This is a genomic window from Amycolatopsis sp. CB00013, from assembly GCF_001905755.1.
Taxonomy (GTDB): Bacteria; Actinomycetota; Actinomycetes; order Mycobacteriales; family Pseudonocardiaceae; genus Amycolatopsis; species Amycolatopsis japonica.
Window position 1 is genome coordinate 172033 of the sequence record NZ_LIWC01000003.1, and the last position, 14730, is coordinate 186762.

General features: G+C 69.9%; 12 protein-coding genes. 8 read left to right on the top strand and 4 right to left on the bottom strand.

From position 1 onward, the window contains the following. Nucleotides 1–32: 32 nt before the first annotated feature. Complete coding sequence (locus AMK34_RS20450; RefSeq protein WP_073846446.1) at nucleotides 33–1277, bottom strand: HNH endonuclease signature motif containing protein; 1245 nt, start codon at nucleotides 1275–1277, stop codon at nucleotides 33–35. 235 nt (nucleotides 1278–1512) lie between these two features. On the opposite strand from AMK34_RS20450, the gene AMK34_RS20455 reads away from it, so the two are divergent. Continuing rightward, on the top strand, nucleotides 1513–3069 hold the full coding sequence (locus tag AMK34_RS20455; RefSeq protein ID WP_073846447.1) for an alkaline phosphatase D family protein: 1557 nt from the start codon (nucleotides 1513–1515) through the stop codon (nucleotides 3067–3069). Here AMK34_RS20455 and AMK34_RS20460 read toward each other — a convergent pair. Further along, nucleotides 3023–3916 carry an NAD(P)-dependent oxidoreductase gene (locus tag AMK34_RS20460; protein WP_073846448.1) on the bottom strand — a complete coding sequence of 298 codons (894 nt, stop codon included), beginning with the start codon at nucleotides 3914–3916 and terminating at the stop codon, nucleotides 3023–3025. The two genes, AMK34_RS20455 and AMK34_RS20460, sit on opposite strands and share 47 nt — an antisense overlap. Nucleotides 3917–4028: 112 nt before the next feature. Between AMK34_RS20460 and AMK34_RS20465 the strand changes: the two genes are divergently transcribed. The 4 genes from AMK34_RS20465 to AMK34_RS20480 all read left to right on the top strand — a co-directional run bounded on the left by AMK34_RS20465 (nucleotide 4029) and on the right by AMK34_RS20480 (nucleotide 9122). Further along, entirely contained in the window at nucleotides 4029–4376 is a 348-nt protein-coding gene (locus AMK34_RS20465; protein ID WP_038517231.1) for a winged helix-turn-helix transcriptional regulator, read from the top strand. Nucleotides 4377–4440: 64 nt separating this feature from the next. Further along, on the top strand, nucleotides 4441–4851 hold the full coding sequence (ndk, locus tag AMK34_RS20470) for a nucleoside-diphosphate kinase (protein ID WP_005158515.1): 411 nt from the start codon (nucleotides 4441–4443) through the stop codon (nucleotides 4849–4851). A gap of 55 nt (nucleotides 4852–4906) precedes the next feature. Next, nucleotides 4907–5650 carry a maleylpyruvate isomerase family mycothiol-dependent enzyme gene (locus AMK34_RS20475; protein ID WP_073846449.1) on the top strand — a complete coding sequence of 248 codons (744 nt, stop codon included), beginning with the start codon at nucleotides 4907–4909 and terminating at the stop codon, nucleotides 5648–5650. Between the two features lie 127 nt (nucleotides 5651–5777). Continuing rightward, nucleotides 5778–9122 carry a phosphodiester glycosidase family protein gene (locus tag AMK34_RS20480; RefSeq protein WP_073846450.1) on the top strand — a complete coding sequence of 1115 codons (3345 nt, stop codon included), beginning with the start codon at nucleotides 5778–5780 and terminating at the stop codon, nucleotides 9120–9122. 59 nt (nucleotides 9123–9181) lie between these two features. Here the strand turns inward: AMK34_RS20480 and AMK34_RS20485 are convergent, their stop codons facing one another. Continuing rightward, entirely contained in the window at nucleotides 9182–10192 is a 1011-nt protein-coding gene (locus AMK34_RS20485) for a M14 family zinc carboxypeptidase (protein WP_073846451.1), read from the bottom strand. A 118-nt stretch (nucleotides 10193–10310) separates the two neighbouring features. Here AMK34_RS20485 and AMK34_RS20490 point away from each other — a divergent pair, with 118 nt between their 5' ends. From AMK34_RS20490 to AMK34_RS20500, 3 genes are read left to right on the top strand one after another with little or no spacing between them, the layout of a single operon-like run. Then, entirely contained in the window at nucleotides 10311–11225 is a 915-nt protein-coding gene (locus AMK34_RS20490) for an ABC transporter ATP-binding protein (RefSeq protein WP_073847132.1), read from the top strand. Further along, a complete protein-coding gene (locus tag AMK34_RS20495; protein WP_073846452.1) occupies nucleotides 11225–12040 on the top strand; it encodes an ABC transporter permease in 816 nt (271 codons plus the stop codon). The genes AMK34_RS20490 and AMK34_RS20495 overlap by 1 nt, the downstream gene beginning before the upstream one ends. A gap of 1 nt (nucleotide 12041) precedes the next feature. Beyond that, nucleotides 12042–12869: an ABC transporter permease gene (locus AMK34_RS20500; protein WP_037342719.1), complete on the top strand. Its 828-nt coding sequence runs from the start codon at nucleotides 12042–12044 to the stop codon at nucleotides 12867–12869. A gap of 4 nt (nucleotides 12870–12873) precedes the next feature. Here the strand turns inward: AMK34_RS20500 and AMK34_RS20505 are convergent, their stop codons facing one another. Further along, nucleotides 12874–14304 carry a S8 family peptidase gene (locus AMK34_RS20505; protein ID WP_073846453.1) on the bottom strand — a complete coding sequence of 477 codons (1431 nt, stop codon included), beginning with the start codon at nucleotides 14302–14304 and terminating at the stop codon, nucleotides 12874–12876. Nucleotides 14305–14730 lie beyond the last annotated feature (426 nt).

The following is a 14730-nucleotide window of genomic DNA, read 5'->3' on the forward strand; positions in this document are numbered from 1 at the left end:
GTCGCCAAGTTGGTCGGCGGGCTTCCTCGGGTTCAGCGGTGGTTGCGGCGGGGTGTTTGGAGCGGGTCCAAATACTGCGGTGGGATGAATTCGGGTCGTCCGTTGGTGATGTGGACTGTCCAGCCGGATTGGCCGTGGATGACCATGTGGTGGTAGCGGCACAACAGGCAGAGATTGTTGAGGTCGGTGTCGCCGAGCTGCCCCCACGGCAGAATATGGTGGGCTTCGCAGTGTTTGGGTCTTCGCCGGCAGCCGGGGAACGCGCATCCGTGGTCGCGCAGGTTCAAGGCGCGTCGTTGGGCGGGGGTGACGCTGCGGGCGGCGCGTCCGATGTCGAGGGGTTCGCTTTCGCTGCCGAGGATGGCGGGGATGATTTTGGCGTCGCAGGCCAGCATGCGGGCGTGCCGGGCGGTGATCTGCGCGACTCCGTCCACGCAGGCCGCCCCCAGCCCGGAGGTCAGTGTGTCCAGCGGGATGGTGACCACGACGGTGGTGCGGTCTCCGGAGAGGGTGGGGGCTTTGTCGTTGGTCATCGCATAGTGGATCGCGTCGAACAGTGCGTCCCCGTTGCGCTCGCCCGGGGTGCGCGGATCACGGTTGCCGTCCTCGTCGACGGGTCTTCGCTGTCCCCAGGTTTCGAACAGGGCGTTCGCGCGGGCCCCGAACTCGGGGTCGAGGAGGCCGTTGAGCCGCCACCACCCGTCGTCACGCTTGTGCAGGTGCACCTCGCGTGACGGGGGTTTCAGGTCCTCGTCCTTGGGCTCGTTCCCATCGGGGTCAAGATGGGCCAAGAGGTCGGCGCCGACATTGGCGATCTCCTGTGGCCCGGCGTGACGGGCCAAGGTGACCAGGATCTGCTCGGCGCCGGTCCGGTCATCGGCCGAGGCGTCGGCCGGGATCTTCTTCAGCACCGCGAGGATCGGATCCAGCTGCTGATGCCCCAGGTCACCCTCCGCCGCCGCGGCTCCGGCGATCGGCGCGAAAGCAGGGGCGGGGGTGCCGTCCAGGTTCCGGCTCTCGTTCACAGCCAACGCGCGAGTGACGGTGTCACGGGCCTCGTTCGGACTGACCCGCGCCGTCTCGGCGAGCCAACCCGCAGTCGAACCATGGCCGAACAGTTCCATCGGACCCCGGGACTCGATCTCGACCAGGAACTGCCCGACCTCCGCCAACGCCTGCCGTGCCACCGACAACCGCTCCACCACACCATGCGCCAGCTCCCGCGCACCGGCACGCCACAACTCCTGCGGCGGCTCGAGGATTCGTTGTCCGGACACCCCACAAGAATACCAGGGAATCGAACAAAGATTCGAATCAAAAGTTAGCAAAACACGCGAAAATTTGTTCATATTCCTCGGTGGGCTCTTTGTCGCGCGAAGCATTCTTTAACGCGCGAAGCACGCCAAGTCGAATAGAGTCGCGGAAACCGCCGGAACGGCTACCGTCCGTTCGTTCATCACCGCGCAAACCGCCGTTGGCCCACCGGCCGTGGCCGCGGGATAGAACCGCGCCATGACCGCAACCCACCACAACCGCCGCACGCTGCTCAAAGCCGGTCTCACCGGCGCCGGAGCGGTCGCGGGCGGCCTGCTCCTCCCGGGAACCGCGACCGCGAACCCGGTTCCGCTGCTCCGCCGCGACCGCCCGGTGCTCACCCACGGTGTCCAGTCCGGCGACGTCACCACCGGTTCCGGCATCGTCTGGTCGCGCGCCGACCGGCCGTCGCGGCTGATCGTGGAGGTCTCCCGGGATCCGTCGTTCCGGCACGCGCGCCGCGTGCGCGGTCCGGTGATGAGCCCGGAGACCGGTGGTACGGGCAAGGTTCGCGTCGCGGGGCTCATGCCCGGGACCGAAGTCCACTACCGCGTGACCGCGGAAGACCTCGACGGCCGCACTCGCAGCGAGGCCCTCACCGGCCGCTTCACGACCGCCCCCGTCGGCCGCTCCGACGTCCGGCTGCTGTGGTCCGGTGACGTCGCCGGGCAGAACTGGGGCATCAACCCCGAACTCGGCGGTATGACGATCTACCGCGCGATGGCCGAGCGCCGTCCGGACCTGTTCCTCCATTGTGGAGACACGGTCTACGCCGACGCGCCGCTCACCGAGACCGTCGCGCTGCCCGGCGGGCGGGTGTGGCGCAACATCGTCACCCCGGAGAAGGCGAAGGTCGCCGAGACGCTCGACGAGTACCGCGGCCAGTTCGCCTACAACATGCTCGACGAGAACCTCAAGCGCTTCACGGCGAACGTGCCCGCCTACGTCCAGTGGGACGACCATGAAGTCGTGAACAATTGGTACCCGGGGGAGATCCTCAACGACCGCCCCGAATACACCGAGAAGCGCGTCGACGTCCTCGCCGCCCGCGCGTTCCAGGCGTTCCACGAATGGCACCCGATCGACCGTCGTCAGGCCGTCGACGGCCGTGTCCACCGCAACTTCCGGCACGGTTCCCGCGCCGAGGTCTTCGTGCTGGACATGCGGACCTACAAGGACGCCAACACCTCGGACCAGACCAAACCGGGCCGCATCCTCGGCGACCGCCAGGCCCGCTGGCTCGTCGACGCGCTCGACCGCAGCACCGCGACCTGGAAGATCATCCAGGCCGACCTGCCGATCGGCCTCACCGTTCCGGACGGCAAGGCCATCGAGGGTGTCGCCAACGGCCTGCCCGGCGCTCCCGGCGGCCGCGAGACCGAGCTCGCCTGGGTGCTGCGGGAGATCTCGCGGCGCCGGGTGCGCAACGTCGTCTGGCTGACCGCCGACGTGCACTACACCGCGGCGCACCACTACTCGCCGGATCGCGCTTCCTTCACCGAGTTCGACCCGTTCTGGGAGTTCGTCTCCGGTCCGCTCAACGCCGGCGCGTTCGGTCCGAACAAGCTCGACCCGACCTTCGGGCCGGAAGCGGTGTTCGTGCACGCCCCGCCCGCCGCGAACACCTCGCCCGCCGACGGCTTCCAGCACTTCGGCGAGGTGAACATCGACGGGCGGAGCGGCGCGCTCACGGTCGACCTGAGGGACGCTACGGGCGCTTCTCTGTGGTCGAAGACCCTGCGGCCCCAACGCTGAGCAGTTCCGTCAGCACCGCGATGCTGAGATCGCCGTGCCCGGCCTCGGCGGCCCGCCGCACGAGGTCGTGCATCGGCCGCTGCCAGCCGACGTCGACGCCTTCCTCGGCCAGTCCGAGGTCGGCGGCGGCGCCGGCGTGGAAGATGTTCACCGAGGCCGCTGGATCCGAGTAGTCGCCGCTGTCGATTTCCTTGGCGTACATCGGAAGCACCGAGATGATCATCTCGAACCATTTGGTGGCGTACGGCAGGAGCGTCTCGGCTTCGAGCCCGCGCGACCGCAACGCGGCGGCACCCTGGAAGAACCCGACCAGCGCGGGCAACAGGGTGCCGCCGACGGCCGTTTCGTACAGCGCGGCCAGATCGGTTTCCTCACCGAGATGGACGGTGTCGCCGCCCAGCACCCGCAACGTTTCCCGGTGCTCGTCGAAGACGGTCTTGTCGCCGCCGTAGTACAACAGCGTGTCCGGCGCTCCCACGGCCGACGGCACGTTCTTGATCGCCCCGTCGAGGTAGCGCGCGCCGCGACCCGTCGCCCATGCGGCCATCCGGCGTGCTTCCACCGGCGAGCCGCTGTTCAGGGTGACCAAAGCACGTCCGGTCAGTGAGGCCGCTTCCAAAGCCGCGCGTGTGTCTTCGTATGTCGTCAGGCAGGCGATGGTCAACGGGCTCGCCCGCACCGCGTCGTCGGCCGTCGCGGCCAGACGCGCTCCGCGTGCGACGAGAGGATCGGCCTTCGAGGCCGTCCTGTTCCACACGGTGGTCGGATGCCCGGCCGCGAGGAAGGCGCCCGCGAGGGCCGAGCCCATCGAGCCGAGGCCCACGACGGTCAGCGGTGTCTTCGGCATTTTTCGCTCCAGTCAAAGGAAATCTTCGGGATGACTCCATGCTGGGTGGTCGCGTACATTCGATCAAGTACCTACTATTTTGCCGGGTACCGACAAAAAGGTAAGTGACACGATGACCAAGAACCGCACGTTCACCTGCGGCCTCGACGCCGCGATCGCCGTCATGGGCGGCAAATGGAAAGGGCTCATCCTGTTCGCGCTCCAGGACGGCCCGGTGCGCTTCGGCGAGCTGCGGCGCGCGGTGCCCGGCATCAGCGAACGGGTGCTGATCCTGCAGCTGCGCGAGATGGAGACCACCGGACTGCTGCATCGCGAGGTGTACCACCAGGTTCCGCCGAAGGTCGAGTATTCGCTGACGGAGTTCGGGGATTCCCTCAACACCGCGATGGCCGCGCTCGGGGAGTGGGGCGAGGAGCACCTCGAGCGCATCGAGGCCATTCCCTGGTCCGACGTGAAGTGAGCGGAGAAGCACCCAGTAGGCTCCGGGCGAATAGCACGAATCCCACCCAAGGAGAAATACCGCCGTGACTGAACGCACGCTGGTCCTCGTCAAGCCCGATGGCGTCGCGCGCGGCCTCGTCGGCGAGGTCATCGCTCGCATCGAGCGCAAGGGCCTGAAGCTCGCCGCCCTCGAACTGCGCACCGTCGAGCGCTCGGTCGCCGAGGAGCACTACGCCGAGCACAAGGAGCGCCCGTTCTTCGGCGACCTCCTCGAGTTCATCACCTCGGGCCCGCTGGTCGCGATCGCCGTCGAGGGCCCGCGCGCCATCGCCGCCTTCCGCCAGCTCGCCGGCGGCACCGACCCGGTCGAGAAGGCCACCCCCGGCACCCTGCGCGGTGACTTCGCGCTGGAGACCCAGTACAACCTGGTGCACGGTTCGGACTCCCCGGAGTCGGCCGAGCGCGAGCTCAAGCTCTGGTTCCCCGAGGTCTGACACACTCGTGGGTGGCGCGGGAAGACCGCGTCACCCACGGATCTGGGGGTTGTCGATGACACCGGACGAGTACCTGGCGCGACTGCGGGAACTCACCGCCGGTTTCGCGCGGGTGGCGCGCACCGGGGACCACGCCGCGCCCGTGCCGTGCTGCGGCGACTGGCGCCTGCGTGACCTGGTCGTCCACCTCGGCAACGTCCACCTCTGGGCGGCCGGGATCGTGCGCACCGGCGACCCCGCCCCGCAGATCTTCGAAGCCGATCCGGGCGCGGACCTCGCCGCCTGGTACCGCGAAAGCGCCGAAGAGCTCATCGAGGCACTGCGCGAGGCATCTCCCGGAGACGGCGCCTGGAACTTCACCGCCGCCGCCAAGACCAAAGCCTTCTGGTTCCGCCGCCAGGTCCACGAGACCGCGGTGCACCTGCTCGACGCCCACCGCGCGGCAGGGACCGGATACACCCTCGACCCGTCCATCGCCGCCGACGGCGCGGACGAGGTCCTCCTCGGCATGCTGCCGAAGGTGAAGCGCTGGCACACCCCGCCCGTGGTCACCGTTCCGTTGCTGCTGAAGACATCCGACACCGGACACGCCTGGTTGATCACACCGCCGGGTGAAACCGACGTCCCCGGCTCGCGGCAGGCGGATCCCGCCGAAGCGGCCGGTGCCGTCGTCGAAGGCACCGCGGAAGCGCTGGATCTGCTGCTGTGGCAACGGATCGAGCTCGACGGGGCGGGTATCGAAATCACCGGTGACGCCGCGGCGGCGAAGACCTTCCTCGCCGGGCCTTTCACGCCCTGACCTTCGCGCCCTACGCCGTTCGGTTCACGTTCACCTCGGGGTCTTCTCCTGGCGGTCCGCGTCCGCTGTGCTGAGCGATGCTGCCTATCACTCGATCGTGGGGTAATTCGTGAGAAATTCACGCCTGTTGCTGCTCGCTGCCCTGCTGCCCGGATCGTTCGTCGCCATACCGGCGTACGCCGATCCCTTGGCCGCTCCGCTCGGTCCGGTGCCCGTCGAAGCCGCTCCGGCGGCCTCTTCGGCGAAGGAGGGCCCGTCCGCGTACGCCGTGGCCGCGCCCGACGACGGTCTCGTCACCACCAGCGCGACTTCGCGCGTGGCGCCGGGCCTGAGTCTCACCGAGTTCGACCGGTACGACCCGGCGGGCTGGATCCGCGGCGACACCCTCGCCGTCGATCTCACCAGCAAGACGCTCAAGCCGACGTACCTCAGCCCCGGCACGGTTTCCGCGCGGACGCCGCTCTCGCAGCAGGTCGCCAGGGCCGGCGCGGTCGCCGGGGTCAACGGGGACTTCTTCGACATCAACGCCAGCGGGGCGCCGATCGGCGTCGGCGTCGACGCCGGGAAACTCCAGACGGCGCCCGCGCGCGGCCACAACCTGACCGCGTCGATCACCGAAGAAGGCAAGGCGCGGCTCGCGGAGGTGTTCCTCGAAGCGTCCGTGACCCTGCCCGACGGCAAGGTCGTGCCCGCCTCGAACTTCAACAGCCCGGTGCTGAGCGGCGACGCGATCGGCGTCTACACGCCGTTGTGGGGCGCGTCCTCGCGGCGGACCTCGGTCGCGGGCGCCCGGAGCGTCGTCGAGGTCGAGGTCTCCGACGGCGTGGTCACCCAGGTGCGGCCGCAGCCCGCCGACGGTCCGATCGCCGCGGGGGCGACGATCCTGCTCGCCCGTGACGGCGGCGTCGACGCGTTGTCCGGCTTGAAGCCCGGCGACAAGGTGGGCGTCGCGTACGCGCCGAAGAGTGACGCGGGCAAGCTGTCGGTCTCGGTCGGCGGGAACAAGGTCCTGCTGCGTGACGGCGCGGTCCAGCCGGTCGACAACGTCGCCATGCACCCCCGGACCGCGGTCGGGTTCTCCGCCGACGGCACGAAGATGTGGCTGGCCACGGTCGACGGCCGTCAGGCGGACAGCCGCGGCATGACCGAACTCGAACTCGCCCGGCACATGAAATCGCTCGGCGCGGACGACGCCCTCAACCTCGACGGCGGCGGCTCCTCGACGATGCTCGCCCGCGAGGAGGGCGAGAAGTCGCCGCTGGTGCGCAATGCGCCGTCGGACGGCGGGGAACGCTTGGTGCCCAACGGGATCGGCGTCGCCACCGTGCCGGGAAGCGGGCGGCTGACCGGATTCGCGCCCGCACCCGCGCAAGACACCGACGACGCGACCCGCGTGCTTTCCGGGCTCACGCGGAAGCTCGTCGCCGGTGCTCACGACGAGACAGGCGCCGCCGTCGACGCGCGCGTCCAGTGGCTCAGCACGAATCCCTTCCGCGGCACCGTGACCGGTGGCGTGTTCACCGCGCACGCCGACCGGCTCCGGCCCGACGCGCCCGCGAACGTCGACGTCCTGGCGAAACGCGGCGGCGTCATGGGCAAGGCCACACTGAACGTCCTCGGCTCACCCGTCCGGCTGGGCACGAGCACCGAGCAGGTCGCGCTGTCCGGAGAAGGCGCGAAGAGCACGTTCAAGGTCTTCGGCTACGACGCCGACGGTTACGGCACGTGGATCGAGCCCGACGACGTCAAACTCGACTACGACCCCGCCGTGGTGAAGATCGAACCCTCCGGTGACGGGTTCGCGGTCACCGCGCTGAAGGCGTCCGGCGCTTCGGCGATCACCGCCACCGCCGGCGGGAAGGTGACGCATCTGGCGGCTTCGGTCGGCACGGAATCCCGGGTCGCGGCCCCGTTGGACGGCCCCGTCGGCTGGAACGCCAGCGTCTTCCCGGCCGTCGTCGGCGCCGCGCTTTCCGAGGCGCCGGGTCGTGACGGCGGACGCGGTCTCGCGCTGGACTACCGGCTGAACGGGACCAACGCCACGCGAGCGGCCTACGTCAATTCGGCGTCGCCGCTTCCGCTGCCGCCCGGCACCCAGCGTGTCGGCCTGTGGGTCAACGGCGACGCGAAGGGCGCTTGGCTGCGCGCGGAACTCCGTGACGCCGCCAACGTCCCGTCCGTCGTGGACCTGTCGCTGAGCGTCGACTGGACGGGCTGGCGTTACGTCCGCGCGGCGATCCCGGCCGGGCTCCCCGACGGGCAGCGGCTGACCAAGTTCTACGCCGTCGAGAACGTCCCGGACCAGCAGTACGAAGGACGGCTGGTCTTCGACGACCTCACCTTCGAGGTCGCACCCGCGGCCGCCGTCCCCGCCGACCCGGCACCGCGTGACCCGGCGCTGATCACCGACGGCGCCGCGACCGGCGGTCTGCGGATCGCCGAGGTCAGCGACGCGCAGTTCACCGCCGACCAGCCGAACGGCCCGCTGGTGGCCCAGGCGCGCCGCGCGCTGCGCGAGGCGGTGGCGGCGAAACCCGATCTCGTGCTGATCAACGGCGACTTCGTCGACCGCGGTACGGCCGCCGATTTCGTGCTGGCCCGCTCGATCATCGATGAAGAGCTCGTCGGCAAGGCGCCCTGGTACTACGTTCCGGGCAACCACGAAGCCGACGGCGGGCACGGGCTCGCGGAGTTCCAGGCGGCGTTCGGGGAGACCCATCGCGTCGCCGACGTCGCCGGAATCCGGCTGGTGCTGATGGATTCCTCGCGCGGGTCGCTGCGCGCGGGCGGATTCGACCAGATCCGGATGCTGCGCGAGGCGCTCGACGGCGCGAAGGCGGACCGGCGGATCCGCGGCGTGGTCGTCGCGATGCACCATCCGGTGAAGGACCCCAGCCCCGCCGGGAATTCGCAGCTGGCCGACCGCAAGGAAGCCTCCATGCTGACCGGCTGGCTGACCGCGTTCGAACGCGAGTCGGGCAAGCAGGCGGCCGCGATCGCCTCACATGCGGGCGTTTTCAGCCTGTCGAGGGTCGACGGCGTGCCGTATCTGGTGAACGGCAACTCCGGGAAGTCGCCCGCGGCGGCGCCGGGTGACGGCGGGTTCGTCGGCTGGACGATGGTCCGCTTCGAGCCGGGGGACAAGGCGCAGCCGGTGCGGTTCGAGACGCGGCCGAACGTCGACGCGCTGACGCTGTCCGGGCCCTCTTCGCTGGCGCGCGGGGAGAAGGCGGACGTCCGGGCCGTGGTGACGCAGGGAGCGCGTCAGGTTCCGGTCTCGTACCCGGTGAGCGCGGACTGGAAGGGCGGCTGGGGCACGCATGTCGCCGGCGGATTCCTGCCCGCGATGCCGTGGGACGTCGCGTCGTTCGATCCGGCGAGCGGGGTGCTGACCGCGTTGCGGCCGGGGACGGCGAATCTCTCGGTGACCGTCAACGGGGTCACGAAGAGCCTCTCGGTCACCGTCCGCTAGTGCTATGAAAGGTCCTTTCCTTGCAAAATTTGCAAGGAAAGGACCTTTCATTGCACGCGTCAGGCGGCTTCGTGCGCCTCTTCGACCGTACCCGGCAGCGCCGGACCCCGCGGCGGGATCGCGTCGGCGTCGGCCGGGTCCACCGTCCGCACCGAACCGTCGGCCGCGGCCCGCGCGATCGCGAGCATCGAGGCCCGCGCGTCTTGGATCTGCTGCTGTTCCCGCTCCGGGATGAGGCTCAGCTCGATCAGCACGCTGCCGTTGCCGAGCAGCCCGTACCCGTTGCGCGCGATGCCCTGATACGAGCCGCCGGGATACTGCGAGACGTAGCCGCCGTTACCGTCGATCGACCGCTGCACCACCACCGCGATCTGCTTCGCGAAGTCCACATCGGACGGTTTGACGCCCGGATTCGTCGGCCACAGCGTGGAAGCCGTGATCTCCTTGCCTCCTCCGTCTTGGTAGCGGCCCTGCATGTGGTAGTCGACCATGATGTCCGGCTTGAACGCCGCGTTCCGCCGCTGGATCAGGCCCGCCTCGGTGGCCGGGTTGTCCTTCGGCGCGACGGCCGGGTCGTGGTAGCGGTTGATGTCGTAGCCCTTGCCCTTCTCGCCGTATTCGGGAGTGGCGTCTGGGTCGTAGTTGTAGCGCCAGTCGCGCTCGTGCCCGTCGGGGTTGGCGCGCACGACGATGTCGACGGTCACCTTCGCGAGCAGTTTCCGCGCCCACGCGCTGTTCCCGACGCCGACCTCGCGCAGGAACTCGAGCGCGGCGGGCGTGCCGAGCGGCTCGTCGCCGTGCTGCTGGGTGACGTACTGGATCCGGGTCTTGCCGTGGCCGACCCTGGCCGCCCACACCGGACGGCCCTCGTTGCTGCGGCCGATCTTGTCCACGCGGATCTTGCCGTGGCTGAGCGCCGCCAGCTTGTGCAGTTCGAAGGCCAGCTTCGCGGTGGACGGCCGAGGGTCCACAGTGGCCGCACGGGTCTCGGCCGCCTGCGCGGCGGGCGCCACCAGGAGCCCGGCGCTGACAAAAACGGACAACAGGGCGATTTTGGGCTTGAGACTCATGGTCGGTGAGTATCGACGAGCGGGCAACGGCCGACAAGGGCCCGGATAAACCGGTCGAATTTTGTCGGTGGCAGGTCCTAGGGTGCCTACCGTGGGTGACTCGGAGCACGAACCGGCGATGGTGCAGGCGAAGGCGTTGGTCAAGCGTTTCGGCGATTTCGAGGCCGTACGCGGGATCGACGTCGAGGTCCGCCCGGGGGAGGCATTCGGCTTCCTCGGGCCCAACGGCGCGGGCAAGTCCTCCACCATGCGGATGATCGCGAGCGTCTCCCCGCGCACCGACGGTGACCTGCGGGTCCTCGGGATGGATCCGGACGTCGAGGGGCCGAAGATCCGCGCCCGGCTCGGCGTGGTGCCGCAGCAGGACAACCTCGACACCGAGCTCACCGTCCGGCAGAACCTGCAGATCTACGGCCGCTACTTCGGGCTTTCCCGCGCGCACGTGCGGAGCAAGGCCGAGGAGCTGATGGAGTTCGCCCAGCTCACCGACCGGGCGAACGCGGAGGTCGATTCGCTCTCCGGCGGGATGAAGCGGCGGCTGACCATCGCGCGGTCCCTGGTCAACGACCCGGAGCTGCTCCTGCTCGACGAGCCGACCACGGGTCTCGACCCGCAGGCCCGGCACCTGTTGTGGGACAGGCTGTTCCGGCTCAAGGCCGACGGGACCACGCTGATCATCACCACGCACTACATGGACGAAGCGGAACAGCTCTGCGACAGGCTGGTCGTGATGGACAACGGCCGGATCGCCGCCGAGGGCTCGCCCGCGGACCTGATCAGCCGGTACTCCACCCGCGAGGTCGTGGAGCTGCGCTTCCCGAACGGCGAGCAGGAGGCGGCCGCGAAGCGGATCGAAGGCCTCGCCGAACGCGTCGAGGTGCTGCCGGACCGCGTCCTGCTCTACACGATGACCGGTGAGGCCACCCTCGAACAGGCGCACGCCCGCGGGCTGCGTCCGTTGTCGAGCCTGGTCCGCCGCAGTTCGCTGGAGGACGTCTTCCTCCGCCTCACCGGCCGGACGCTGGTGGACTGATGACCTCAGCGCAGACGAAGGCGTCGACGGGCCGCGTGGTCTCGCGCTGGGCGGGAGCCTGGCTGCGGGTCGAGGGCCATTGGATGTGGTACCGCCGGTACTGGGTGTCCACTTTGTACTCGACGGGCCTGCAGCCGGTGCTGTTCCTGGCCGCGATGGGGCTCGGTTTCGGCTCGCAGGTGCAGGCGGGCGCGGCCACGGGCGGGTTCTCGTACCTGGAGTACGTCGCCCCGGCGCTGCTCGTGGCGGGCGCCGCGCAGCTGGCGGTGGGGGAGTCGAGCTACCCGGTGCTGTCGGGGTTCAAATGGCAGCAGGACTACATCGCCGTCACCGCAACCCCGATCACGCCGGGGCAGGTGCTCGGCAGCCAGATCATGTGGGTGAGCCTGCGGCTGACCCTGGCGGGCACGATCTACGCCGTCATCGCTGCGCTCTTCGGTTCGTGGACGAGTTTCGGCGTGCTCGCCGTCATCCTGATCGGCACGCTCACCGGTATCGCGTGCGGCACCCCGGTGATGGCGCTGGCCGCGACCACCTACGACGAGGGCACCCGGTTCGGCCTGGTGTTCCGGTTCATCCTGATCCCGATGACGTTGTTCTCCGGCACGTTCTTCCCCATCTCCGAACTGCCGGCCCCGCTGATGTGGATCGCGTGGATCTCCCCGCTGTGGCACGGCAACGAGGCCGCCAGGGCGGTCAGCCTCGGCACCGTCGGCCCGCTCGCCACGCTGGGCCACCTCGCCTTCCTGGTCGTCCTGGCCGGCGTGGGCTGGGCGCTGGCGCACAAGTACTTCTACCGACGGCTGGTGGTCTGAAATGGCGGTGCTCACCGAAGCCCCACGTCGCGGGGTGCTGCTGCGGATCCTGCCGTCCGCGCTGTACAGCGGCCGGTCGACGGCGGTACTGGAGCGGACCTTCCTGACGTACTCGCACGCCTGGATGCTGTTCGTGTCCGGCGTCTTCGAGCCGCTGTTCTACCTGATGGCCTTCCAGCTCGGCTTCGGCAAGCTCGTCGGCGAGGTCGTCGGGCCCGGCGGCCAGGCGATGAGTTACGTCGCGTTCGTCGCGCCCGGCCTGCTCGCGGCGTCGGCGATGAACGGCGCGATCCTCGACTCGACGTACAACCTGTTCTTCAAGCTGAAGTACGCCAAGCTGTACGACGCCATGCTCGCCACCCCGATCGGGCCGCTGGACATCGCGCTCGGCGAAGTCGGCTGGTCGGTGCTGCGCGGCGGGATCTACTCGGCGACTTTCCTCGGCGTGATGACCGTGATGGGGCTGCCCGGGTCGTGGTGGGCGCTGCTGATGATCCCGGCGGCGCTGCTGATCGCGATGGCGTTCTCGGCCATCGGCATCGTGCTGGTGACCTTCCTGCGGTCGGTGTCGCAGTTCGACTACATCAACCTCGTGCTGATGCCGCTGTTCCTGTTCTCCACGACGTTCTACCCGCTTTCGGTGTACCCGGCGGGGATCCAGTGGATCGTGCAGATCTTCCCGCTGTACCACGGCATCGAGCTGATGCGCGGGCTCTCGGCAGGCGTCCTGTCGTGGGGCATGGTCGGGAACGTGGCGTACCTGGTGGCTCTGGCGGCGGTCGGGATCTACGCGTCCTCGAAGCGGTTCGGCAAGCTCCTGCTGCGCTGACCCGTCAGCGGGCCGGGTTCGAGCCCGTCCGCCGGGGCGCCACTGCGGCCAGCGCGTCGACCAGGCCGTGCCCGTAGAAGCCGTTGAACCCCGCGTACCCGGTGCAGTAGGCGTCCTGCGAGCCGTCGCCGGTCAGGTCGTAGTCGGCGGGACACGCGATGGGCGTGGCCTGGGCGTCCAGCGTCCGCCGCAGCTGGCGGGCGCTGTAGCCGGGATGCTTCGAAGCGAGCAACGCCGCGACACCGGCGACGTGCGGCGCCGCCATCGACGTCCCGCACAGCGGCGTGTACCCGCCGGGAACGGTCGAAAGCACGCACTGCCCGGCCTCGCCGCCCGGAGCGGTCACGTCGATCACGCCGAGTCCGTACGAGCTGTACCCGGCCTTGACCCGCTCTTCGCTCACGGACGACACCGCGACGACGTCACGCAGACCGGCGGGCAGCGCCTGACAGCCTTCCGCCTGGCGCCGGGCACCCGAACGCGGGGACGGCACCAGCTCGGCGGCTTCGTTGGTCGCCGCCGCGATGTTGAGGGTGCCTGCCGAGGTCGCGTACTCGACGGCGCGAGCCATCACCTCGTTCACGACGCCCCGTTTGTCGTCGTGGGCGCACGAGAGCGACCACGGATCGACGAAGTAGCTGCTGTTCGTCACCGCCATGCCCTGTGAAACGGCCCACATCAGCCCGCAGACGGCGGCTTCGGGGTCGGCGTAGCCACGGTCGTCGATCACCTTCACCGAGGCGATCCGCACGCCGGGCGCCACTCCGGTGACCCCTTTGCCGTCGTCGGCGGCGGCGATGACCCCCGCGACGTGGGTGCCGTGCACCGACGTCGTCGCGGCCCAGTTCCGGTCGGGCGCGCCGGTCAGGCAGCCCGCGGACTTGCCGGGGTCGAGGGCGTTCGCCAGGTCGGGGTGGGTGGGGTCGACGCCGGAGTCGAGGACGCCGACGACGACGTCCGGGCTGCCCGGTTCGATCGCGTGGGCCCGGTCGGCGCCGATCGCGCGCATGTCCCACTGCTCGCCGGTGCGGTCGGCGGAGGGCACCTTCGCCGGATCCGTCGGTTCGAGCTCGGCGCGGGCGGGCGCGGATCTGGCCGGTGACGTGCCGTTGGCCCGCTGCACGGCCAGCCGTTCGGCCTGCGCGCTGAACGCGGCGGCGGGCCGGACCAGCTCGGCGAAATCCCGGTCGGCCGAGGTCGCCACGGCCACGGCGATCTGCGGGTAGTAGACGGTCGTGCTGCCACAGCCCTCGGCGACGGCCGCCCTGGCCTCGGCTTCGGAGGTGCCCTTGTCGAAGGCGACGACGTAACGCAGGGCTCGTCCCTGGGGATGACACGAGGACTCGGCCTCGGCCGTCGCGACAGCGGCGACCGAACCGCAGAGCACCACCAAGGCGCACACGGCCGCTCGCAGGGACCGCCCCAGCAGGGACACCGGACCTCCCACCGGAGAACATCGGACGACGGGGGCACCGCTGCCTACGCGTCAGTACCCCCGAGCGGCACGCTAGCCACCCTCGGCCGGGTCGACAAGCTCTCCCGCGAAGTTCGCTCGGCCGGTGGCCGCGGCGCGCCCGGGAGCCAGCCCTGTGGCACCGAGTACACCGGAGTGGGGCCGGGGTGTGGGATACTCGCGGTGGCCGCTGGCCGACGGGCACACGTGAGAGGTGGCGCTCGCGGTCTCGTGGCCCGGTGGTGTGCTGCACATCCTCCACACGCGTCGCCGCTGTATGCGGCTCGACGACGTGGCGGGCGGCCCGATGTCGCGAACGTGGCCAGCGCTCCGCCGAGCAGACCTTCAGCCGTACGCGGCGCCCGGACAACCCCGGCGCCGTCGCGGTCCGGGCAAGGATTCCCGCTG